The organism is Nitrosospira sp. Nsp18, from assembly GCF_900103145.1.
In the GTDB taxonomy this organism is placed as follows: Bacteria; Pseudomonadota; Gammaproteobacteria; order Burkholderiales; family Nitrosomonadaceae; genus Nitrosospira.
Genome location: NZ_FMWY01000002.1, coordinates 146,162 through 169,442 on the forward strand (window position 1 = coordinate 146,162; position 23,281 = coordinate 169,442).

The 23,281-nt window shown below is 52.6% G+C and carries 14 protein-coding genes; 5 read left to right on the forward strand and 9 right to left on the reverse strand.

Annotation, left to right across the window (positions count from 1 at the left end; translation table 11 throughout):
• Nucleotides 1-4 precede the first annotated feature (4 nt).
• Genes galU through smc form a run of 4 tightly spaced genes read right to left on the reverse strand, consistent with a single transcriptional unit; the run spans nucleotide 5 to nucleotide 7,861 of the window.
• Entirely contained in the window at nucleotides 5-889 is an 885-nt protein-coding gene (gene galU / locus BLS94_RS01680) for a UTP--glucose-1-phosphate uridylyltransferase GalU (RefSeq protein ID WP_072766443.1), read from the reverse strand.
• Nucleotides 890-934: 45 nt separating this feature from the next.
• Complete coding sequence (ligA, locus tag BLS94_RS01685) at nucleotides 935-3,010, reverse strand: NAD-dependent DNA ligase LigA (protein ID WP_090957485.1); 2,076 nt, start codon at nucleotides 3,008-3,010, stop codon at nucleotides 935-937.
• Complete coding sequence (locus BLS94_RS01690) at nucleotides 3,007-4,299, reverse strand: cell division protein ZipA C-terminal FtsZ-binding domain-containing protein (RefSeq protein WP_256325233.1); 1,293 nt, start codon at nucleotides 4,297-4,299, stop codon at nucleotides 3,007-3,009. The genes ligA and BLS94_RS01690 overlap by 4 nt, the downstream gene beginning before the upstream one ends.
• 13 nt (nucleotides 4,300-4,312) lie before the next feature.
• Complete coding sequence (gene smc, locus BLS94_RS01695; protein WP_090957487.1) at nucleotides 4,313-7,861, reverse strand: chromosome segregation protein SMC; 3,549 nt, start codon at nucleotides 7,859-7,861, stop codon at nucleotides 4,313-4,315.
• Nucleotides 7,862-7,999: 138 nt separating this feature from the next.
• Between smc and queF the strand changes: the two genes are divergently transcribed.
• Both queF and BLS94_RS01705 read left to right on the forward strand, forming a co-directional pair.
• Nucleotides 8,000-8,419, forward strand: a complete 420-nt coding sequence (gene queF / locus BLS94_RS01700; RefSeq protein WP_072766447.1) for a preQ(1) synthase — start codon at nucleotides 8,000-8,002, stop codon at nucleotides 8,417-8,419.
• A gap of 215 nt (nucleotides 8,420-8,634) precedes the next feature.
• Nucleotides 8,635-10,098 carry a transglycosylase SLT domain-containing protein gene (locus BLS94_RS01705; RefSeq protein ID WP_090957488.1) on the forward strand — a complete coding sequence of 488 codons (1,464 nt, stop codon included), beginning with the start codon at nucleotides 8,635-8,637 and terminating at the stop codon, nucleotides 10,096-10,098.
• 302 nt (nucleotides 10,099-10,400) lie between these two features.
• Here BLS94_RS01705 and BLS94_RS01710 read toward each other — a convergent pair whose 3' ends face one another.
• The 5 genes from BLS94_RS01710 to BLS94_RS01730 all read right to left on the reverse strand — a co-directional run bounded on the left by BLS94_RS01710 (nucleotide 10,401) and on the right by BLS94_RS01730 (nucleotide 16,205).
• Complete coding sequence (locus BLS94_RS01710) at nucleotides 10,401-10,763, reverse strand: hypothetical protein (protein WP_143021632.1); 363 nt, start codon at nucleotides 10,761-10,763, stop codon at nucleotides 10,401-10,403.
• Complete coding sequence (locus BLS94_RS01715; protein ID WP_090957490.1) at nucleotides 10,760-12,898, reverse strand: Agd3-related carbohydrate deacetylase; 2,139 nt, start codon at nucleotides 12,896-12,898, stop codon at nucleotides 10,760-10,762. The genes BLS94_RS01710 and BLS94_RS01715 overlap by 4 nt, the downstream gene beginning before the upstream one ends.
• 311 nt (nucleotides 12,899-13,209) lie before the next feature.
• The gene (locus BLS94_RS01720; RefSeq protein WP_090957491.1) at nucleotides 13,210-14,337 is read right to left on the reverse strand and encodes a PEP-CTERM sorting domain-containing protein; all 1,128 of its coding nucleotides are present in this window, start codon (nucleotides 14,335-14,337) and stop codon (nucleotides 13,210-13,212) included.
• 610 nt (nucleotides 14,338-14,947) lie between these two features.
• Nucleotides 14,948-15,844 (reverse strand): pirin family protein, encoded by an 897-nt coding sequence (locus BLS94_RS01725; protein ID WP_090957492.1) that lies wholly within the window; start codon nucleotides 15,842-15,844, stop codon nucleotides 14,948-14,950.
• A 31-nt stretch (nucleotides 15,845-15,875) separates the two neighbouring features.
• Nucleotides 15,876-16,205, reverse strand: a complete 330-nt coding sequence (locus tag BLS94_RS01730) for a DMT family transporter (protein ID WP_090957493.1) — start codon at nucleotides 16,203-16,205, stop codon at nucleotides 15,876-15,878.
• Between the two features lie 261 nt (nucleotides 16,206-16,466).
• On the opposite strand from BLS94_RS01730, the gene BLS94_RS01735 reads away from it, so the two are divergent.
• From BLS94_RS01735 to mfd, 3 genes are all read left to right on the forward strand, one after another.
• Nucleotides 16,467-17,633 (forward strand): DUF1207 domain-containing protein, encoded by a 1,167-nt coding sequence (locus BLS94_RS01735; RefSeq protein WP_090957494.1) that lies wholly within the window; start codon nucleotides 16,467-16,469, stop codon nucleotides 17,631-17,633.
• Nucleotides 17,634-17,781: 148 nt separating this feature from the next.
• On the forward strand, nucleotides 17,782-19,620 hold the full coding sequence (recJ, locus tag BLS94_RS01740; RefSeq protein ID WP_090957495.1) for a single-stranded-DNA-specific exonuclease RecJ: 1,839 nt from the start codon (nucleotides 17,782-17,784) through the stop codon (nucleotides 19,618-19,620).
• A gap of 176 nt (nucleotides 19,621-19,796) precedes the next feature.
• The gene (gene mfd / locus BLS94_RS01745; RefSeq protein WP_090957496.1) at nucleotides 19,797-23,258 is read left to right on the forward strand and encodes a transcription-repair coupling factor; all 3,462 of its coding nucleotides are present in this window, start codon (nucleotides 19,797-19,799) and stop codon (nucleotides 23,256-23,258) included.
• The last annotated feature ends 23 nt before the right edge of the window (nucleotides 23,259-23,281 follow it).

The window sequence follows — 23,281 nt, forward strand, 5'->3', positions numbered from 1 at the left end:
ATCGTCAAACCAAAGGAATGTCGCGGCATCGGGCATCTAGATAATCGGAAAATTCCTGGCGCACTTCCGGATGCTCAAGCGCCAGCGCGATAGTAGCCTTGAGATAACCTATCTTGCTTCCACAATCGTAACGGGTACCCGAGAATTCATACGCCAACGCGCGCTCTTCCAATAATAGCGAGGCGATGCCGTCCGTGAGCTGAATTTCCCCGCCCGCGCCAGGATCGATTTTTTCCAGATGCTCAAAAATTTTGGGAGTCAAAATATAACGGCCCACTACGCCTAACGTTGAGGGTGCATCCTCTGGCTCGGGTTTTTCAACAATACCGGTGATAGGGTGCAGCCGGTTCATCCCTGGCCCGCATTTCACAATGCCGTAATTCACCGTATCTTCCGGCTCGACTTCTTGTACGGCTAATATCGAGCAACCGTTCTGTTCATATACACGGCACAACTGTTGCATGATCGGTTCGTCATCCGCCAGCAAGTCGTCCGCAAGCAGTACTGCGAATGGTTCATTACCCACTGCGGGGCGAGCACATAAGATTGCATGGCCTAACCCGAGCGCTTCCGATTGACGGATATAGATGCAGGAAACGTTTTTCGGCAGAATATTCCGCAGCACTTCCAGCGTTTCCGTTTTACCGCGTGCTTCCAGCTCTGCTTCCATCTCGTAAGCTTTATCGAAATGATCCTCTATAGCACGCTTATGACGCCCGGTTATAAAGATCATTTCTGTTATGCCCGCCGCCACGGCCTCTTCAACGGCGTACTGGATCAAAGGCTTATCCACGACGGGCATCATTTCCTTGGGGCTCGCCTTGGTAGCAGGGAGGAAACGGGTGCCCATCCCCGCCACGGGGAAAACCGCTTTAGTTATTTTGGCCATGAACGCACTCGCTTAGTGTTGGGATTTCGGAAAAATCAACTTGAATCAACCTTGCGAACCTCGCAATAATTGTAACAGTCCTGCCTCGTCAAGGACCGTTATTCCCAATTCAACGGCCTTGTCATACTTGCTGCCGGGGTCCGCGCCAGCCACTACATAATCGGTTTTTGCCGAAACGCTGCCTGTTACTTTTCCCCCAACGGCTTCTATTTTCTCCCTGGCGTCCTCCCGTGTCAGATTTGGCAGGCTCCCCGTCAGCACAAAAATCTTGCCGCCGGCTTTGCCCATATCCGAGGTGATATCGGAGCTCGCCTTTGCTTGTGCGCCTTCGTCTTCCTTCCATCGTATTCCGCTGGCGCGCAATTGTTCGATAACTTCGAGATTGTGCCTTTCTCCAAAAAAATCGGCAATGCTCTCAGCCACTACAGGTCCAATATTCGGCACCAGACGCAAACTTTCCGCATCCGCTGCAATCAGCCTATCCAGCCCACCGAAGTACCGGGCCAGATCCTTGGCAGTGGTCTCGCCCACATTACGGATACCCAACGAATAAATAAACCGGGCCAGCGTGGTATTTTTGCTTTTTTCGATGGCCTTTATGACATTGCTTGCGGATTTGTCCGCCATCCTCTCCAGCGCGGCAAGTCCGGTTATGCCCAGTTTATAAAGATCTGCCGGTGTTCTAATAATGGCGTTGTCTACCAGTTGCTCCACGAGCTTATCGCCCAGGCCGTTGATATCCATAGCGCGGCGTGAGGCAAAATGCAAAATCGACTGTTTTCGTTGTGCCGGACAGAACAGCCCGCCCGTGCAACGTGTTAGCGCCTCGCCAAGCAGGCGCACCGCTTTCGAGCCACATACCGGGCAGTGATCGGGCATGACGAATGGCCTTGCATGCGGCGGTCGGCTCTCCTTCTGTACTGCCACTACCTCGGGAATCACATCGCCCGCCCGCCGCACTGTTACTTTGTCACCGATCATGACATCTTTACGCCTGATTTCATCTTCGTTGTGCAGCGTTGCATTAGTAACGGTGGCGCCCCCCACAAACACCGGCTTCAATCGCGCAACCGGCGTCATAGCACCGGTTCTACCTACTTGTACGTTGATTCCCAGCAATTCCGTTATCGCTTCCTGCGCTGGAAATTTATGAGCGAGGGCAAATCGGGGGGCGCGTGACACAAACCCAAGCTTCTCCTGCTGCGCAAGATCGTTGACCTTATATACCGTGCCATCGATATCGTAGGGCAGATGTTCACGCTTTATGCATATTCCCCGGTGATATTCCAGCAATGCCGCTACACCGGTTACGGTACTGCGTTCTTGCGCGACCGGAAAACGCAGCGACGCAAGGTAGTCCGTTATATGATGATGTTTATCCCGAGGCACGCTTCCGCCTTCACAAGCGCCGACGCCATAGGCGAAGAACTTCAGTCCACGGTTTGCCGTAATGGCGGGGTCGAGTTGGCGTAGCGCACCTGCCGCGGCATTGCGAGGATTGATGAACTCCCTTTCATTTTTTGCACGCTGTTGCCGATTAAGTTTCTCGAAATCAGCCTTCAACATCAGTACCTCCCCGCGCACCTCAAGAAAGGAAGGAGTTTCTTCGCCACAAGCGCCGGTTTTAAGCGTCAAGGGAATAGATTGGACCGTGCGTAAATTCAGGGTAACATCTTCGCCAACGTAGCCATCGCCGCGGGTGGCGCCGGTCCTGAATATACCATTTTCATAACACAGGCTTACCGCCAAACCGTCGAATTTAGGTTCCACCGCATATTCCACCATGCTCACGCCTAAGGTCTGGCGCACGCGCCGGTCAAATGCCTCCACCTCCGCCGGTTCAAATGCATTGCCAAGGGAGAGCATCGGGATGCGATGGACAATCTGGGGAAATTCAGTGAGCGCGGCAGCACCTATGCGCTGAGTAGGGGAATCAGGTGTAATGAGTTGCGGATGGCGCTGCTCAAGTTCCTGTAATTCACGGAACAGCTTGTCGTACTCCGCGTCCGGAATTGTCGGGGTATCCCGTGCGTAGTAGTTGTAATTATGCAGTTCGATAGTGCCGCGCAGTTCCTGTATACGGCGCGCTACTTGAGAGACTTCATCCGAATGTCCACTCACGTAAATAGCCTCAGCGCAGTTTCGCCACCCGCAGGGATATTGCGCGACAGCATGGTGGACTGTATCGCAATTAATTGCTGTTTGATTTTGCGGATGCCGCTGTCACTCAAGGGTATGCGATTATCATCTACCATGATTCCCCCCAGATTGTCCGTGAAGATACCGGCAAGATGCATCATTTGCCCAAAAACGGCTGCGCCGTTTGCTACGCCCGGTATATCAAGAAGAAATGTAATACCACGCGTCGTAAGCGTGCGTACGCTACCCGGGAGAAAAGGGGAAGGCTCATAGTTTCCGAGGGAAAATAAGATCGCATTGTTTTCGTCACGATAATGAAACAGACCTTCGGCTCCCAGTTTGAACCCCGACGTTTCTGCCAGGACGCGAATTTTGGCGCCGGTAAACACACTGTTATCCTTGCTGATAATGTTGATGCCCACCATGACGTCCACTTGGGTGCAGAATTCATCAAGCAATATCGCGCGCGCATACGCCTTATGTATGTTGGGGCAATTTACCGCTGCTGCCACATGCGTGGCGAAGTTTTCCGCCATGTCACGAAATTCGGACAAACTTACTTCGCTTATCGGACCGGCTCGATCGGCGAGTTGCAGGCAACCGCGCAAATGTGTATAGCCACCCTTGCCGTTGGCCTCCGTGGTGATTTCTTCCCAAAATGCTTCTGAACTCCTCTGCCCCAGCCATCGCACCGGCTTGCTGAAATCGAATCTCCGCTGTAACACCTCTGCCATGCTCGAATTCATGATCGGTTTTTCGCTGCGGATTTCAATAATATAATCCACACTCTCCTGGGAATTGTCCTCCTCAAGCGGCGCTGACTCCCGCTCAACCGCTGTTATAGCCCTGGCCGAACCGATGAGCGGCTCCAGCTTGGGCTTGGCAATTTCCGCAGCTTCTGCTGGTTCTTCGCACGGTTCTTCGATTGGTTTTTCGGTAGGTTTTTCGGTAGGTTCTTCGGTTGGTTCTTCGGTTGGTCCTTCGGTTGGTCCTTCGGTTGGTCCTTCGGTAGTTTCTTCGGCTGGTTTTTCGGTGGATTCCCCGTCTGGCTCCATCCGGGGCTCTTGCGAGAACCCCTTGTCGAGTTGCGGTTCAATCCTTTCATTTTGTTCACTGGACATGGCTTCTCTCAGCAGCACATCCTCATGCTTTGGCCCGAATGCTTCTTCCGCACCCCGCCGATAGCGGCGTTGCTGCATCCAGTTAAAAAAAACAACACCCATAACCACAATGAGTCCTATGGCTATCAAGCTGATTTGCAATTCGCTCATGTTCATCATATGTTCAAGTCACCGTGGAAGCGCCGCTCAGTCTTACAGCCTCTTCGATTTCTACCGCAACCACCCGTGAAACGCCTTTTTCCTGCATAGTGACGCCAATTAATTGCTGCGCGATTCCCATAGTGATCTTATTGTGACTGATAAACACGAACTGGGTCCGAAGCGACATTTTCCGCACCAGATTGCAGAACCGCTCGGTGTTGCTATCATCCAGAGGGGCATCCACTTCATCCAACAGGCAAAACGGCGCAGGATTGAGTTGAAACAGCGAGAACACAAACGCCAGCGCAGTGAGCGCTTTTTCACCGCCGGACAAAAGGTTGATAGAACTGTTCTTCTTACCCGGCGGTTGGGCGAAAATTTGTATGCCTGCATCGAGAATTTCCTCACCCCTCAATATCAGCTTCGCTTGCCCGCCACCGAACATGGTGGGAAACATCTCTTCCAGATGCCCGTTGACCTTTTCGATAGTCTCCAGCAGTCGTTCGCGGGTTTCACGATCTATCTGCCGGATTGCATTTTTAAGGGTCTCGGATGCCTCCTCCAGATCCTGCGATTGTGAATCCAGATAAGTTTTACGCGTCTGGCAAGATTCCAGCTCATCGAGCGCACCCGGATTGACTGCTCCCAACGCAGCAATTTCTCCATTCATCCGGTTTATCTCAGCCTGCAATGCGAAAGGTCTTGTTTTTCCGAGAGAGTGGACCAGTTCCTGCTCCGAACCACCTGATTCCCTTAATTGCTCACTAAACTGATCCTCGGCAATTCGCGCCTCTTGTTCCTTGAGGCGCGCCTGGTTGATGCCCTCCCGCAGCGGGTGCAACTTTTGCTCGGCAGTCATGCGCTCCTGCTCTATTTCTCGCAATTCGCTGGCCGCATCTTCAAGGGCGTTGCGCGCAACCGCCAATCTCTCCTCACGCTGTTCACGCGACGCCAGCCGTTCCTGAAGCAGGCTGCTCAATTGCGTTTCATCAAAATCACTTTGTCCGGCTTGCAATTTTTCCAGATGAGCCTCGAGCTCAACAGCATTTTCGCCAATATATCGAATGGAATTCTCCACTTCGGAGATTTTATTCAAGCAGGTTTTTTCGTGAAATGCAGCCTCCTGCATTTCCTTCTCGGCAATCCGCACGCGCAGACGCTGTGCATCCAAAAACTGTTCCGCTGCTTCCCGCGCTTGTTTTTCCTTTTTTACCTGCTGTTGCAGCGCTTCGACCTGGACCTGATACTGCATCAATTTTTCTTCGGCCTCCTGCTTCCGGGAGGACTCTGCCGTTGCCTGCTGCCCTATTTCAGCCAGTTCGCTGTCAATCTGCTTGTGCCGCTGGCTAGTGCGGTCAGCGAGTTGCGTGAGCTTCAATGCTTGCATTTGTACGTCGTGATGCAGTTGCTGTAGGCCCCCAATATCATCACGAAGACAAGATACAGATGATTCGAGCTCATGGCAGGCTTCCACCGCCATATCCAGCTCGGCTTTCTCCCCCGCCAGGCTTACTCTCAGCGCACCCGCTTCGACTTCAATCTGGGTTATCTCGCGTTGCCGCGCCAGCACGCCATGCAACTGGGAATCGGGAGCATAATAGGAAAGACTGTGACATGTAATGATATGGCCCTCGCGGGTCACCAGCATTTCGCGGGAAGATAGGCTTGTTCGTGCCGAGAGACCCGCCCGCACATCCTCGGCCACAAATATTCCGTCCAGCCATTCGTCCAGCACAGGTCTTGTTTCTGCATGATCGCAAGTCAGATACGACTGCAGCAGTATCCAGCTCTCCCTTCCTCTCAAGTTCTTCTGTTGTTCGCCCGGTATTCCTTGTAATGCCTGGGCCGCTAACTCGAACACCGCCCATTTCCCTGGAGGAGGATCTTCCGCCCACTCGCGCGTCAGCTCCAATTGGCCAAGCGACACACTGTTCAGGCGCTCGCGCAGCACCGCTTCAAGCGCATCTTCCCACCCCTTCTCAATCTGGATGTGTTGCCACAAACGCGGCAGTGCATCAAGCTGATGCCTTGCGATCCATGCGCTCAGTCCCTCGCTGCCTTCGAGGCGTTTCTGCAGGCGCTGCAAAGCGCCAAGCCGCGCTTCGATCCGGACAATCTGCTGTTCCAGCATTTGCACTTTGTGCGAAAACTCGCGTTTCACTTCCTCGGCATTCAGCAGGAGGCGTTCGGTTTGCACGAGCGTTTCCTGTTTACTTTTCAGATCAGCAGCGCTGGCCTCTATTTGCCGAGTCAAGCGGGACAGCGCTTCGATTTCCGGTTGCGGCAAGGAATCTCGTTCAGCCGTTAGCCGTGCCCGTCGCAGCTCAAGCTGCTGGAAGTTTTTTGCCACGTGGACCCGGTTACTTTCCTCCAACTGACCAGCCTGCTCAACCAGCAACAGCTCACGCTGTATTTCGGTTAATTTCTCCTGGCATAACCGAAAAGCGGAGTCGGCTACCGGCAATTTTTCGCTCTCTGCCGCGACTTCCTGTTTGCCGGCTTCGCGCGCCAGGCGAGCCCGTTCAAATTCTTCGCGCCAACGGTTCAAACTTTCTGCTGCGTCCTCCGCTTGTTTTTTTTGGCTCTCAAGCTGGTTCTTCACTGCCTTGATTTGTTGCTCCATGCGATGATAGTTTTCACGCACGTGTCGAATTTGCTGTTCAATATGCGCTACTGCCGCATTGGCTGCATAAAGCTCGCCCTGAAACTCATGCAAGAGATCGCCCATGGCGTAATGATGAGCGCGCTTCTCTTCCAGGCGTTTTTCTGCGTCGCGCAGGTTCGCGCTTTCCATTTCCAGCGAGGTCTGCAGCGATCGGAGTTCTTTTTCCGCAAGGGTACGTTGCGTGGCGGCTTCCTGTTTGCGGGCGTACCATAAAAGGTTTTGCGTTTTATGCAATTGGTCTTTCACGTCATTGAAGCGTCGGGCCACCTCGGCCTGTCGTTCCAGGCGTATTAACTGCTTTCCCAGTTCCTGGCAAATATCGCCTATCCGCAGAAGGTTGTCGCGTGTATCGGAGAGACGCGATTCAGTTTCCCGGCGCCGCTCACGATATCTGGAGATGCCTGCTGCTTCCTCCAGAAGTACGCGCAACTCCTCCGGCTTTGCCTCGATAATGCGAGAGATCATTCCCTGCTCGATAATGGCATAACCACGCCCGCCTACCCCGGTGCCAAGAAAGATATCCGCCACATCCCGCCGGCGGACATGGATATTATTGATGTGATAGGTTGACTCACCGTCGCGACGCAATATCCGTTTGATGGAAATCTCCGCATAGCTCGACCATTGACCTGCCGCCTTGCCAAGATTGTTATCAAACATCAGCTCCACGCTTGCTCTTCCCACTGGTTTGCGATTCGCGGAACCGTTAAAAATCACGTCCTGCATGGACTCGCCGCGCAACGCAGACGCCCGCGATTCGCCCAGGACCCAGCGCACGGCGTCGATCACATTGGATTTTCCGCAGCCATTAGGACCCACAACGCCGACCAGATCCCCTGGAAGGGGAATCTCGGTAGGGTCGACAAAGGATTTGAACCCGGCTAGTTTGATGCGGGAGAGACGCAATTTGTCGTTCGCAACCAGTTATAATTGAGCGGCTCGAAAAGATAGCCTTGAAAAGAAGCCCTAAAGTTATTCTGAGCTATTGTGCAACGACCGTACCTCAGGGCAGACAATTCTAACCGATTTGAAAGAGATAAGAGAATGCCCAGCAACCCCACGACCAACTTGGAAGTTTTCCCGAACCCCGCGCCGGCGCGGGATTATCATATCCATATGGAGATTCCGGAGTTTACCTGCCTTTGTCCAAAAACCGGACAACCGGATTTTGCCACCTTGATTCTGGATTACATTCCGAACGTAAACTGCGTTGAGCTTAAAAGCCTCAAGCTCTACATCTGGTCTTATCGGAACGAGAAAACGTTTCATGAGGCTGTAACCAACCGTATTGCCGATGACCTCGTTGCTGTCCTGGAGCCAAGGTATTTACGCCTCACTGCCAAATTTTACGTGCGCGGCGGTATTTTTACCAATGTCATCGCGGAACATCGGAGGCCGGGCTGGCAACCGCTGCCGGCAGTAGAGCTGGCGGCATTCGGGGCTCAGCCTGCAACACGAGGATAATTTCTTTTTTGCGGGTAGCAGTCATGCATGGGGTCAGGCTCCGCCGTTATTGCCCACTTGTTGCTTTTTGATAGGTTGCTTTTGGCGATTTGCTGCCCCGAGATAATCTTTGTGCAGCTTGATTAAATTTTAGAAAGAGGCCTTACCCGACGAATTTTTTCCAATAAACCTCCACAAACCAATAAAACCTCGACAAAAGGTTAATAATAATAAGCATGGAAGTCCAACGGCTCACTTCAGTTTTGATTATCAGCCTCACGCTGACAACCGCAAGTTTCGCAGCAAACGCAGATGAGCATACCGATCAGCCAATTGCTGAGTTTGCGCAGGACGATACGCACGACACATCCGCCATTCTTCCTATCGCGGAAAGCGATCCTGTCATTCCCCCCGCCGAAACGAGCCTCCCTGCCGGCAAGATAGCACCTCCTCTCCCCGTTGATCTATGGCAACGCATTCGTAATGGCTTCGCCATGGCTAAATTGGATAGTGAAAAGGTGCGCAGCAACGAGGATTTTTACGTTGATCGTCCCGAATATATCAAGCGCATCGTCGAACGCGGTAAACGCTACCTCTTTCATATCGTTGAAGAGGTGGAGCGCCGCGGCATGCCTGCCGAGATCGCCCTGCTGCCTATCATCGAAAGTGCTTTCAATCCAAAGGCATATTCCAATCGAAGTGCCGCCGGCATCTGGCAGTTCATCCCATCCACAGGTAAGAATTATGGCTTGAAGCAGAATTGGTGGTATGACGAACGCAGGGACATAGTCGCCGCCACCGGCGCCGCACTTGATTATTTACAAAACCTTCATCGCATGTTTGGTGACTGGGAACTGGTGCTGGCTTCATATAATTGGGGTGAAGGTGCAGTGGGACGCTCGCTCATGAAAAACCGTAACAGCGGGCTTCCGGAGGATTTCCGTAATATCGCGCTGCCACCTGAAACCCGAAACTATGTTCCCAGGCTGATCGCAATCAGAAATATTATCTTGAACCCGGCCGCCTTCGGGATTGAGCTTGAATCCGTCCCCAACGAGCCTTATTTCGGCCGGGTCGAAGCGACCCGCCATATGGACGTAAAACTGGCGGCAAGGCTTGCTGAAATTTCTGTGGATGAGTTTAAAGCGCTTAATCCGGGCCATAATCGGCCGGTCATTAATATTGACGGGCCTCGTACGCTGCTTCTTCCAGCGGAAAAAGTGGAGGTCTTTATGGAAAATCTGAAAGTTCATGACAGACCCTTGGTATCGTGGCAAGCCTACGAGGCAAAAAAAGATGAGACGATAGAAAAAATTTCGATTCGATATGGGATCAGCGTCGGGCGACTGAAGGAGATCAACGATATTGAGACGGGCGGCGCGATAATGGCAGGACAAACTTTGCTCGTTCCCCGTAACGGAAGTGCCGAAGGGATGGATATTTCTGTTATGAGCAACAAACCCGCCACGCCGAAAATGCTCGAACACAATTTCGTCTACGCCGTCAGGAAAGGCGATTCACTTTTGGGCATTGCCAAACGTCATGACGTCACGGTAGGGCAAATAATGTCATGGAACGGTGGCACAGGCCGTCTGCTGCAAATCGGCCAGAAGCTCACGCTAAAGCACAAGTTTGTGGATAAAACAGCGCTACCTGCTACTGAGGCAGGACCTACTTTGCCGGAAAAAAAACGCATGTGAGCGTGCATGTAAACGTATTGCCCGGCACTCGATGCGTCGGATTCATACGAACCAAACCCCACTTAAAGGACCAAAACGCGCCAGGAAGAGATTGCCAGGTGCTAGAAACAAAAAGCCACGAAGCGCGGACTCAACTCTCTATATAACTCAGAATAAGGCTCTGCTTGAGCAGTCTCGCCATGAGGCGGCGCTATCAGCCTAAGCCGATCAGTAGCGTGGCCGGTTGCTGTCCTGACAGTTCCAGACTTTGCTGATCCAAAAAATCCCGCTCTTACGGGAGGGTTCAGGAGCTCACCGAACGCTCACTGAACGGAAGGTTTATCACTCGTATTGACTCTTGAAACAAGCTCGGACTGGCCCTCGAAATAAGCTGCAGCGTCAAGAATGGGCTTGGGGTCGCCGCCTTGTCGGGCGACAATCTCTGCCGTCTCTTTATAGCCCTTCGCCAGCGATTTTGCCTGCTTGGGAAACAACGGTTCTCCTGTCTTTAGCTTGAAGTCATTCGCCTTTCGTATCTTCTTTCTAGCCTCGTCACTGGCTTGCTGAGCTGCATTATCAGTTTTTTTCGATGCCGTCTGTGCCGCCACCGGGGTTCCTGCGACAATGAAAATGGAAAGCGCAATAACCAGCAGGATGCGAAAAGCCGAGAAGCGGTGCATACTCATTGAGTTAGCCCGCGGTCGACAATATGCGCCGTAGAGTTTGTGCCCACGTTAACAGCGCCGATAAATTGGCCTCCGTACAACTCTCCGCCAGAGAGTCCCGTGACATGAAGGTTCGGTACCGCTTTGTTTGCAGACAAGATAATCTGATTGGTCGTGCGATTCCATTGCGCATGGATAATCGCAGACTTGACGTTGAGAGTTTCCGCGGTACCGTCACCGATCAGATAATATGGTAAATTCCTGACGGGTAAATTAAACAGTTGTTCATATTCCACGAAAACCGCATTGAGCCAGTCAAATTCCAGCGTATTACCGCTTTCGTCATATCTAGCCAAGTTCGCCTGATGGAAAAAATGAGGCCACCTGCTAAATGTCAGCATATGTCGTAATGCCATATCTGCTTCCACCATGAGGATTTCAGCATAATTCCGGGGAGAGCAGATAGCTTCGGGTATTTCACATGGATTTCGTCCCGCATTAACAAATCTCCCATTGTAAATATAGTTGTACTCATCTTCCAACTGGGATGGATTCGTCACGTTATAAAAAATATTGGTTGGCCAGCGTGGCAACATCAGTCGATCCGTTCCGCTACCATCTTCGTACTGAGCGATATATTGTTCGACGTTCTCAGCCCGCTGCGATGCGTCGGCGCCGAGATACTCCACGCCCACGCTGGCGGCCGCTTCAAGGAATAACGGATTGGCGCCACCCGCATCAAATGCTATGTCATCAGCTTGAACGTCAAACATATCAGGGTGCAAAGCAGGATCCTCCGTGCATTTGCGGTCTTTCAAGCCCGAGTGGGCGCCGCTTATCAGTACTCGGTTGTTTTGACTTCTTTCGGGAAGATCCAGAAGCGCCCAAACCGCCTGGTTCTTGGTAATTTCCGCGCGGATGGCCGCGACGTTGGTAAATCTAGCCTCATCACAGGGAGCATCCGCTGGAATCGGCGCCTTATCCAAATCCGCATGAGTGAAGGTATGGTTGATAAAACGAAAATCACCTTTGTTGGCGACCACCGCCGCAACTAGGTCTTCCGTCAGGTTTGCGGCCAGCGGCGCCGCTTCTGGATCGACAACCGCGCCCGAACCGTTGAATGGAAAATCCAGCTTGAAATTACCGGCTAGTGGATGTGCGGCACGAAACGCTTGCTGTCTACGCACTGTATTGTTGATGTCAGCGCCGTTCAAACGAAAGGTCATGACGGGATGTTCTTTCTTGAGAGCGGGATCCCATAATTTACTGCGGCGAAACAAGTCGTCCATATGGGCAGCCATATAGACAAAGCGTGAACCCACGAATATGCCTTGTGTCACCCAGTTGATGAACTCGTAGGCCAAAACATTAGAATGGACCAGGAACGACGCGTTCGTGATAGTCGAGATCATAACCTCGCGTACAGGCGTTGCCTGGGAAGGCAGCATGTATTGCACGATCGATATCAACGCCTCGCCATTTCGGGTTCGCAGAATGGGATCAACGTGCGGCACAGAATTATCCCGCAGGCCGCTGGCATCATTTCGAGGGTTGGCCGCGAAGGCAAAGTCTGTAATTGAAAACGGACTCGCCCGGTTCACGTACTCAAAAACCTCCTTGCTATAGGTGGCAGGCACCGTCCACTTGGCATCGAAGTCATTGCCGCTTGACGAATAGACAAGACCATAATCCAGGTAAACCCCATGAGGAGGTTGCGGATCCGTATAAGTGGCTGGCCATCCTGACAGCACCGCCTCGCGTACGCCAAAGTTTTTCTGGTAATTATGCAGTATGTCCCATTCTGATGGCGTGAAGTTGGGGACCAAATCGGCGTCGGAAAGGATAACGCCGTTATAGTTTCCTACACAGCCCGCATCCTCAGCCTTGCAGCCGACGCCGACCGAAGATGAGGCAAGCATGGCCGCCGTTAAATCCTGTTTCTCGGCATTTAACACATCGTATGGCACTCCCATTTCATCAAGGACAGGCTTTATATAGGCGAATCCCAGATCTTCGGCTACCTCACCTGTCGTGATTACCAGTATTCTCAGCTTGACGGCATTATCAGAAAACGCGGGTGGCGCCACAGCAGCTAAAGCCAGCCACATGGCCGCTGAAAGCAGCGGCAGGCGTTTTATGCTCAGACTCTGCTTCATCAATGAAATCTCCTTATCGCAGACGAAAACCAAAAGAGTTCGATGAATTTCTCAAGATTAAAGATTGATTCTGTCCATCAATCTCACCTCCATCGCCACCCCTTAATCGACAATAAGTCGCGCACTCACATTTGACAAGAAAACCTATGCCAGATTCTCCTGCATTACAATAAATGATAACCGGCTATTATATTGCTCTGCTCAGCAGGAAGAAGAAAAAAAGAGAAGGAAGTCCACTGAGCAAAAACCTGGATATGTCCGCGTAAAAGATATAGTTCGCACTCCCGTTCTGCATCCTTTAAAAAGGAAACTTAACGAGCAAGCATTGGCCAATAAACATTGGTATCTACCGACAACTCCAATTTTCGAGAAGACTTCTGATACCTATCCTGATGCTTTCGGCCACTTTTACGCGCGATAAGGAGACCAATCAGGCCAAGCGCAAAGAGCGCTAATGTCGACGGTTCAGGAACAGCGCTAATTTCATTGGGGATGATTCCGCCCTCGCCCTGATTTCCGTTTCCACCGGTGCCGCTAATGCCGAAACCACCACCCACACCCCCGCCATCCGAGTTATCAAAATCGAACCAGCTATCGGCATCCCCGTTACCTCCAATACCAGTACCAGGGTTAGTACTGTCAGAACCTGTACCGGCACCAGTGCCTCCTGCGTGGCTTTGACCAGTACCACCACCGCCTCCGCTTCCACCAAGGCCGGCGCCACCGCCACCGAAGTCGCCACTATCCACAATGCTCTTATGGGGATACAAGCCAGCGCTTCCGCTACCCCCGGGCATTAAGTCTCGGCCCCTGCCACTCCTGCCAGAACCGCTACTGCCGCCCGACCCAATCTCTTCGGGGCAAAGACTTCCTCCTCGCTTGTGCGACTGCTCCTGCTGTGGTTGCAGGCAACCGTCTCGCGAACTTTGCCGAACTATTGCAGGCGCCACAGCCGGTGAGGTTTTCCGAATAAATGCCTGTGAATTTTTTTCGACTGTTAGCGGATCCTCTAGTGAAATGCCCAACATGGCAAAAAATTCATCTGCGGCATTTTTGTCTTCACTTGATCCGACAATGTGAGTCACGTCGATGAGATCAGCCAACGGATGGTCCAGGATGAGAAAACTCGCCATATCAAGACCCGGTAAATCGCTTCCAAAAACCGAGTGGAAGCCATAAAGTATATCGATTCCGCCCGGATAATTAGCCGACGGCGCAGCATTCGCGGCAGTGTGCTGGTTCCACAAGAGAGGATTTGCAGGTATCCGAACATCATCAACCCCCGTGCTGATCCTGGTGAGATCGCCGTATTGCGCGTCATAGGCATCCCCATCCAAAGAAGGCGCAAGGTCGAGCTGAAATATGGGAAAAGCATGGGCGTTTGCAGAAAATAAAAGTATTAAAAATACCCCTGCTCGCAAGAAAATTTTTATGCTCACTTTACGCGTACTCCGATTTACAGATGCTCTCTGATAACTGAGGTAAAAACTTGAAGATCAGCGCGGTCCGGGCAGTGCGATCAGCAGTTCAAGCCCAAGAAAAAAGCCTTTCAAGTCATGTGCGCATCGTAACAACCTCGGCAGTAGGGTCAATTGGACCTTGGTACACCTTCAGGGCGCAAATGGATCATTACGTCCCGAGTTCAAGGACAAATTGGCGCTCCATCCTATCGGCGAGCAGGAAGCACGGACGAAGCCGGTGAGGGCAGGAAGGAAAAAATTACCGGTGAATCTCGGGCAGGAAGATATGTTCTGACGGACGTGCAGGGTGGAATCGAATAACTACGCTGAAGAAGTGCGTGGTAATTGACCACTCGCTCTTCAGGAGGCCCGGTAACAAAACCGCAGCCCATCCAGCATGGGTGATCGGAACCACATCAATACGCGCCATGATAGCAAGACGTACCGGCTATTTGATGACGTCACCGCGACCTGTCGCCAAAAACGAAGATTGGACGACTATGATAGTGATACGGAGTCACTCAGGAAGGGAAATCCTGACCTGGCGAACCTACCTGCTCGTCATGGACAGTTGCGGCAAATGTGGGAACTATGACAAACGTCCCATCCTGCCGCTTTGGTAATCGGTAATCGCCTGTCTGATTTCCTCTGGCTTGTTCATAACAAAAGGGCCGCTTCCCACAATTGGTTCGTCGATCGGTTCACCGCAAAGCAGCAGCGCTGTTGCGTTTTGTGCGCTATCAATGCAAATCTGGTCGCCAGCCCGATCAAACAGACCAACCTCCCCCGCCCGGATCGTTTCAGAACCAATCACGTTCACCGACCCTTTGAGCACCACCAGCAACGTGGTGTACCCTTCGGGTGTCGGGAGGCAGAATGACTGCTCACTCGCCAAACGAAGATCCCACACATGAACCGGCGTAAACGTTTGCGCCGGCCCCCTTATACCGCCAAACTCGCCAGCGATGATGCGCAGCGTTCCATAACCGCCGGGGAGATCCAGCGCGGGGATCTCCCTATTCGATATGCTTTGATAGCGCGGTGAGGACGTTTTGTCTTTTGCGGGCAGATTGACCCACAACTGCGCCATTTCCAGCGTACCGCCTCGCCGGGCAAAATCACCACCGTGAAATTCTTCATGAACCAGGCCGGACGCCGCCGTCATCCATTGCACATCACCCGGACCAATAGTGCCACCGCTGCCTGAGCTGTCGCGATGCTCCACCTCGCCGCTATATACGATAGTTACCGTCTCGAATCCGCGATGCGGATGTTCGCCGACACCAAGGCGTTTTTCTGTTGGCGGAAATTCCATCGGACCAGCATGATCGAGAAGCAGAAAAGGGCTGATCATCGGCCCCAGGTTCGAATAAGCGAAAAGTGTTCGTACGGGGAAACCGTCGCCAACCCAGTGCTGCTCTCCCCCTCGCTGGACACGCGATAATTTTTTGGTGGATTTTCCAGCTGCTACTTCAAGTATCCTCATGACATTCTCCCGCTTCAGGTTGAATAGTAGGTTAATGGGAAACTGACCTGGAAAACACATTCAGGACAATTACGCCAGCGACGATAAGCGCCAGTCCGAGCATAGCGAAACCATCAAGCGTTTGCCCGAAAGCGAGCCAGGCAATAAGCGTGACAAGCACGATACCGGCGCCAGACCAGATAGCGTAGGCGACTCCAACGGGGATTGTGCGTAGGGTAAGAGACAGGAAAAAGAAGGCAGCGGCGTAGCTGGCTACCACTACAAGGGACGGCCACAATTGCGTGAATCCGTTACTCGACTTCAAAGCGGAAGTCGCAATAACTTCACTGATAATTGCGATAGAAAGGAAAAGCCATTGCATTGCCGGCTCCTGCCTGATCGGCGTACGGAATTGACTTTATTAACATCATACGCCAAGTGGCGACATCGGCGATAATCGGAACGCCACCCAGATGCTTTATGTGCGTCACCGTACCGACCAGATTTTTGCTCCTCAATAACGTTCAAAAATTCAGACGCGCGGCTGCTGGAAATCATAATCCATGAGTTGCAAGCCGACAAAAAATAAGCAGAAACTACAGACTACCTCATCCTCGATCAAGACTCTAAAAAAGGGAATACCGTGCCACATCTTTCTATCATCGCCGCAACGTTGTTGTTATTTACATCAGTGGTCAACGCTGCGGTAACCGAGGACGCTTATATTGCCGGTTATGCCGCTGGGATTCTCAAGCATGGTTTCAAGGTCGAAATACCGACGTTGATCGTGCGGGAAGGCATCATTACAGTTCCGGCGAATAAACTGACACCGGACAACCGTATCTCGATTGTGCAGGCACTGTCACAGATTCCGGGAGTCACTGCGGTGACGGTGTCTGAAAGTATTGCCGGTGGTTCCGCGCAGCGCGATGCATTCAAGCCTATTCAGCAACGCGCCGCCACCTCGCAGGAATCGGGACCGGAAGAGGCAGTTGCAAGTGAAGGAGTGCCCGCAGCGGGTCCAGCGGTTCTCGCAACCGGAATGCTGCCTGAAGGTCATCTGTTCAAGCCATTGCTGGCTGATCCCCGTTGGGCTCATTTCTCCGCCGCATACCGTAATTATGTTGGAAACAACATTGATGGAAATAACAATGGCGCTGTCAGCTTCGGGGAAACGATTCCGTTCTACCGCTCTAATTTTGGAAACTCCACGGTGCAATGGGAAGCCGGCCTCCAGGCTGCCGTCTTCAGCGACTTCAATCTCGGTGCGCCCTCTGCGGATCTCATCAATACCGATTTTATAGCTTCGGCCTACGGAAGTATGCGAGCGGGCAACTTTTCGGCTTTCGGCCGCGTCTATCACCAGAGCTCGCATCTTGGCGACGAGTTTTTGCTGCGCAGGTTAACCAATTTCGAGCGGATCAACCTTAGCTATGAAGGAGCCGATCTCAGGCTGTCGTATGAGCTCCCGTATGGACTACGAGTCTACGGCGGAGGAGGAGGCATTTTTCACAAGGAACCCTCGACAATCAAACCTTGGTCAATACAATATGGTGTCGAGTTCAGAAGTCCCCGGCGAATCGAGCTTGTATCAATGCGACCGATTGTAGCGGTTGACATCAAAAACCATGAACAGAATGACTGGAACGCCGATGTATCCGCGAGGGCGGGCGTGCAATTGGATCACTTCCAGGCATTTGGTCGGAAACTCCTGTTCCTGGTAGAATATTTTCACGGAAATTCTCCCACCGGGCAGTTTTTCAGACAAAGGGTCGACTATCTTGGTTTTGGCGCGCACTACCATTTTTAAACCCTGGCCGGCAAATGCTGCATGGATGCACTTCCACTTCCTGGCAACTGCACTTCAACCTGATTACTCGGTGGGACTATTGCTGAGCAGGTCGATGAGCTCTGACCGCAGCGTGCTCCGGTAGCGGCTGTTCCAAGATTTCCTACGCATGTCCAACACCATTCAGCGGGCCTATCCGTCGCATGCTTTCGATGCACTGCTCCGGCATGGCTTCCATCCCGTACTGGCTCGCGTCTATGCTGCGCGTGGTGTCGAAGAGCCAGCGCAACTCGAGGTGGATTGGTCCCGGCTAATCCCATTCAGTCGCCTGAAGAATATTTCACTAATGGCGCGATTTCTTGCCGAGGCAATCCTGGCTCGAAAACGTCTCCTGATCGTAGCCGATTATGATTCGGACGGCGCCACCGCTTGCGCCGTTGGCATCCGCGCTCTGAGGCAATTCGGCGCGGTAGTCGATTATCTTGTCCCCAACCGCTTCGAATACGGTTATGGCCTAACACCGGAGATCGTGCGTCTTGCAGCCGGCGCCGTAGGCGCAACGGCAACCGGCGGGACAAGCCGTCCCGACATACTGATCACGGTGGATAATGGGATAGCCAGCGTAGAAGGCGTAGCTGAAGCCAACCGTTTCGGTATGCAAGTGCTTGTTACCGATCATCACTTGCCCGGGGATGAATTGCCGGATGCCGCAGTGATCGTGAATCCAAATCAGCCCGGCTGCGATTTTCCCAGTAAACATCTCGCCGGCGTCGGCGTAATGTTTTATCTGATGCTGGCGTTACGGGCAGAGTTGCGCGCAAATGGAGTTTTTCGCGCTCCTCAAAAGGAACCTAATCTTGCCATCCTGCTGGACCTGGTCGCGCTGGGCACCGTAGCCGATGTCGTAAAACTCGATGACAACAACCGGATTTTAGTACACCAGGGTTTGCAGCGTATCCGCAAGGGGCGCGGCTGCGCAGGCATCAACGCTCTCCTGCAAGTTGCGCGACGGGATTTTCAGCGCGTATCCGCCTACGAACTGGGTTTCATGTTGGGGCCGAGATTGAACGCAGCGGGACGGCTCGACGACATGTCGCTAGGCATTGAGTGTCTCATTACAGACGATGCATCCCGCGCTTCGCAAATTGCCCTGCAACTCGATACGCTTAACCGCAAACGCCAGGAAATCGAGGCGGATATGCAGGATAGTGCGTTAACGATGCTGGAGAATGCTCTCCTTCCGGTACCGGCTCCCCAATCACAACACCCAACTATAAAGGCGCTGCATACCCATAGCCTGAGCCTGTTCGATCCAAGCTGGCATCAAGGCGTGATAGGCATACTTGCCTCGCGCATCAAGGATAAGTTCCATCGCCCAGTCATCGCATTCGCACCAGGCAGCAATGGCGAATTGAAGGGTTCGGGGAGATCCATTACGGGATTTCATCTAAGGGATGCACTGGATCTCGTTTCAAAACGCTATCCGGGCCTTTTGCTGAAATTCGGCGGCCATTCAGCCGCGGCTGGGCTGACCATACTTACCGGTGATTTCGAAAAATTTCGCGATGCGTTCGAGCAAACTGCGCAGGCGCTGCTCGCGCCGGCTGATCTCAAGCGCATTATTGAAACCGACGGTGATCTGGACGAATCCGAAATGAATCTGGAACTGGCACGGCATCTTACGGAACAGATATGGGGTCAGGGTTTTGCGCCGCCCACATTCAGTAGCCGCTTTTGTGTGGAGGATCAGCGTGTGGTTGGGCAAAGACATCTAAAATTAAAACTGAGGAGACAGGAAATAAAGATCAGGGATGGCGAGCGAATGAAGCCGAATATTCTTTATGACGGCATATTATTTTCCCACGCAAGTCCTCTTCCAGATGTCATAGAGGCGATTTACCGGCTACAGATAAATGAGTTCAACGGCAGTTCCACCTTGCAATTCATCCTGGAGCATTGGTTTCAGCCTGTGCCTGATGCTCAAGTTACGCTTTCTCAAGAGCGATGAACCTGATACGCCGTTTTTTATCGCACCGTATTTCTGCCGGAGGGGGATGAAAGAAACATACTTTCGCAGCCAGCCATCCGTCTGCTGGATATACGGCGTTATAACTGTCATATAATGTCTCTCTTTTTTATGTGGAGCGCGGTGTTTATTGGCCGCGGCTATTGAAAACAGTACAGATGCCATTCAAGTTGACTATTCCCCAGTCCGGTTCGATGATCCGCTATGGTCATTTCGACGGTTCCGGTGATGCCCTGGCTCTGGCAAAACTGGCGCAGGAAGCAAAACCTATCGCCATCATCACGGCAAGCGCGCTCGCCGCGCAAAGGCTGCTGGAGGAAATCCCTTTTTTTGCCCCCGAGTTGAGAACACGGCTGTTGCCGGACTGGGAGACTTTGCCCTACGATACCTTTTCACCTCATCAAGATCTCGTTTCCGACCGGCTTGCCACGCTTTACCAGCTCATGAGCGGCGCCTGCGATGTGCTGATCGTTCCTGTCACGACCGCGTTATACCGAATGCCACCGCGAGAGTATCTGGCAGCGCATACTTTTTTTCTCAAGCGGGGTGAAACGCTTAATCTGAACACGCTACGCGGCCAAATGACTTTGGCGGGTTACAGCCATGTAACCCAGGTGCTCTCGCCGGGTGAATACAGTGTGCGCGGCGGGCTGGTAGATCTGTTTCCAATGGGTAGCCCGCTGCCCTACCGGATCGATTTGCTGGATAACGAAATTGAAACCATCCGTACGTTTGATGTGGATACGCAGAGAAGCGTCTATCCCGTCACGGAGATACGATTACTGCCGGCGCGTGAATTCCCTCTCGACGAAGAAGCCCGCAGTCGTTTTCGAGGTCGTTTTCGCGAAAATTTCGAAGGTGATCCATCGAAAAGCCGCGTCTACAGAGACATAAGCAAGGGCGCTGCGCCTGCGGGCATCGAATATTACCTGCCGCTTTTTTTTGAGGATACCGCGACAATCTTCGATTACTTGCCGCAAACGACGCTGCTATGCCTGCACCATGAACTCCACCCGGCAGTGGAAAACTTCTGGCGCGACACCCAATCACGCTATCAGCTTTTGCGAGGCGACAATGATCACCCATTGCTGCAACCGGGAGAATTATTTGTCACGACGGAGGCTTTCTTCGGCGCGCTGAAGCCCTACGCGCGCATCGAAATCCCATCCGATGCTCAAACCTCGAAAGCCGAGACTCAAAGTTGGACCCGCTCGCTACCACCTCTTCAGATTGATCGCCGCGCTGACAATCCAGCTGAGAAGCTTGATATATTTATCGCAGAATTCGCCTCTGAGTTCACCTTTCCCGCCGGGCGAACATTGCTATTGGCAGAAAGTCTCGGCAGGCGAGAACTGATTGCAGATCATCTGAAACAGTATGGGCTCGATACCGATATCTGCGATAGCTATGCGCAATTTCGGTCAGGCGACAAACCTTTCATGCTTGGTGTGGGGCCCTTGCACAACGGTTTTATATTCCGTGGCGAAGGAACAGCCTTCATTACCGAAAACGAGCTGTATGCAAGACATTTGCACGGCCGTCGCGAACGTGATTCGCGCAAAACTTCCGCAGTGGCCGATGCGATGCTGCGCGATTTGTCCGAGATCAAATCCGGTGACCCGGTTGTGCATGAGCAGCACGGCATTGGCCGTTACCTCGGACTGGTAAGCATGGATATGGGAGAAGGCGCAACAGAATTTCTATCGCTTGAATACGCCGGTGGAGATAAGTTATATGTACCGGTTTCGCAACTGCACCTTATTGGACGATACAGCGGGGCGACGCCTGAAGCTGCGCCGCTGCATAAACTCGGCAGCGGCCAATGGGACAAAGCCAAGCGTAAAGCGATGCAACAGGTACGCGATACCGCTGCGGAACTGCTGAATCTTTATGCTCAGCGTACCGCTCGTGTGGGCCATGCGTTCAGGCTCAGGCAGCATGATTATGAAGCATTTGTTGAAGGTTTCGGGTTCGAGGAAACGCCCGATCAGGCCGCCGCGATCGATGCGGTAATCGAGGATCTGGCTTCGGCCAAGCCCATGGACCGCCTGATCTGCGGAGATGTTGGTTTCGGCAAGACCGAAGTGGCGTTGCGAGCAGCCTTTGTCGCTGTTGCGGATGGTAAACAGGTGGCTGTACTGGTACCCACCACGCTCCTGGCTGAGCAGCATTTCCAGAACTTTTCCGATCGCTTCAGCCTGATTGCGAACGAATGGCCAATCAAAATTGCGGAGCTGTCGCGTTTCCGTTCGCCGAAGGAACAAACCCAGGCGTTGGCAGGGTTGGCTACCGGGCAAATCGACATTGTCATCGGTACGCATAAACTGGTCCAGAAAGGAGTGAAATTCAGTAACCTGGGCCTGGTCATCATCGACGAGGAGCATCGCTTCGGTGTGCGTCACAAGGAGCAACTGAAAAGTCTGCGTTCTGAAGTGGACGTGCTGACGCTCACCGCCACACCCATTCCCCGCACGCTTGCCATGTCGCTGGAAGGTCTGCGTGACTTTTCCGTAATCGCTACCGCCCCGCAAAGGCGGCTCGCCATCAAAACTTTTGTCAATCGTTTTTCCGAGGGCATTATTCGCGAAGCATGCTTGCGCGAATTAAAACGCGGCGGGCAGATATACTTTCTGCACAACGAAGTGAGCACCATTCAACCCATGCATGACAAGCTTGCACGGTTGTTGCCGGAAGCGCGCATAAATATTGCCCATGGGCAAATGCGCGAACGCGAACTGGAACATGTGATGAAGGATTTTTATCAACAGCGCTTTAATCTGTTGCTTTGCACAACCATCATCGAAACCGGTATCGATGTTCCCACCGCCAATACCATCGTCATCAATCGCGCGGACAAATTCGGTCTGGCGCAATTACATCAGTTGCGCGGACGCGTAGGCCGCTCCCATCATCAGGCGTACGCTTACTTATTGGTGCCGGAGGAAGAGGCGCTTGGAACACAAGCCAGAAAACGTCTGGAAGCCATCCAAGCCATGGAAGAGCTGGGCGCGGGTTTTTATCTCGCCATGCACGATCTGGAAATTCGTGGCGCTGGCGAAGTACTGGGGGAATCGCAAAGCGGCGAGATGCAGGAAATCGGCTTCACTCTCTATGCCACTATGCTTGATGCTGCGGTTCGATCATTAAAGGAGGGCAAAGAACCCGATATGCAGCATCCCCTGGGCGTTGCAGCCGAAATAAACTTACATGTTCCCGCGTTGCTGCCTGATGGCTACTGTAATGATGTACATGAACGCCTGGTACTGTATAAGCGCATGGCGAACTGTACAAGCGATGATGGACTGGATGATATTCAAATAGAATTGTCGGACCGCTTCGGCCTCTTGCCGGACCCCGTCAGAGCACTGCTGGATTGTCATCGCCTGCGTGTTGCAGCTACGCCATTGGGAATTACGCGCATTGAAGCAAGTGCCGACTCCATCCAGGTGCAATTCATCCCCAACCCGCCGGTTGATGCCGCAAAAATCGTCGCGCTCCTTCAGCGCAGCCGCGATTATGAGCTTTCCGGTCCTGATCGCTTGAAAATAAAAGCACGCATCCCCGAAGTGAAAGAACGGGTAACGCGGATAAAAAGCTTGATCACTGAGTTGAATGGCTGAAAATCCAGTTGCGATTTGACGCG

Excerpts from the sequence above, each read along its gene's own strand:
- galU (WP_072766443.1), bottom strand. The coding sequence starts at position 889 with ATGGCCAAAATAACTAAAGCGGTTTTCCCCGTGGCGGGGATGGGCACC.
- BLS94_RS01690 (WP_256325233.1), bottom strand. The coding sequence starts at position 4,299 with ATGAGCGAATTGCAAATCAGCTTGATAGCCATAGGACTCATTGTGGTT.
- queF (WP_072766447.1), top strand. The coding sequence starts at position 8,000 with ATGCCCAGCAACCCCACGACCAACTTGGAAGTTTTCCCGAACCCCGCG.
- BLS94_RS01705 (WP_090957488.1), top strand. The coding sequence starts at position 8,635 with ATGGAAGTCCAACGGCTCACTTCAGTTTTGATTATCAGCCTCACGCTG.
- BLS94_RS01710 (WP_143021632.1), bottom strand. The coding sequence starts at position 10,763 with ATGAGTATGCACCGCTTCTCGGCTTTTCGCATCCTGCTGGTTATTGCG.
- BLS94_RS01715 (WP_090957490.1), bottom strand. The coding sequence starts at position 12,898 with ATGAAGCAGAGTCTGAGCATAAAACGCCTGCCGCTGCTTTCAGCGGCC.
- BLS94_RS01725 (WP_090957492.1), bottom strand. The coding sequence starts at position 15,844 with ATGAGGATACTTGAAGTAGCAGCTGGAAAATCCACCAAAAAATTATCG.
- BLS94_RS01730 (WP_090957493.1), bottom strand. The coding sequence starts at position 16,205 with ATGCAATGGCTTTTCCTTTCTATCGCAATTATCAGTGAAGTTATTGCG.
- recJ (WP_090957495.1), top strand. The coding sequence starts at position 17,782 with ATGTCCAACACCATTCAGCGGGCCTATCCGTCGCATGCTTTCGATGCA.
- mfd (WP_090957496.1), top strand. The coding sequence starts at position 19,797 with ATGCCATTCAAGTTGACTATTCCCCAGTCCGGTTCGATGATCCGCTAT.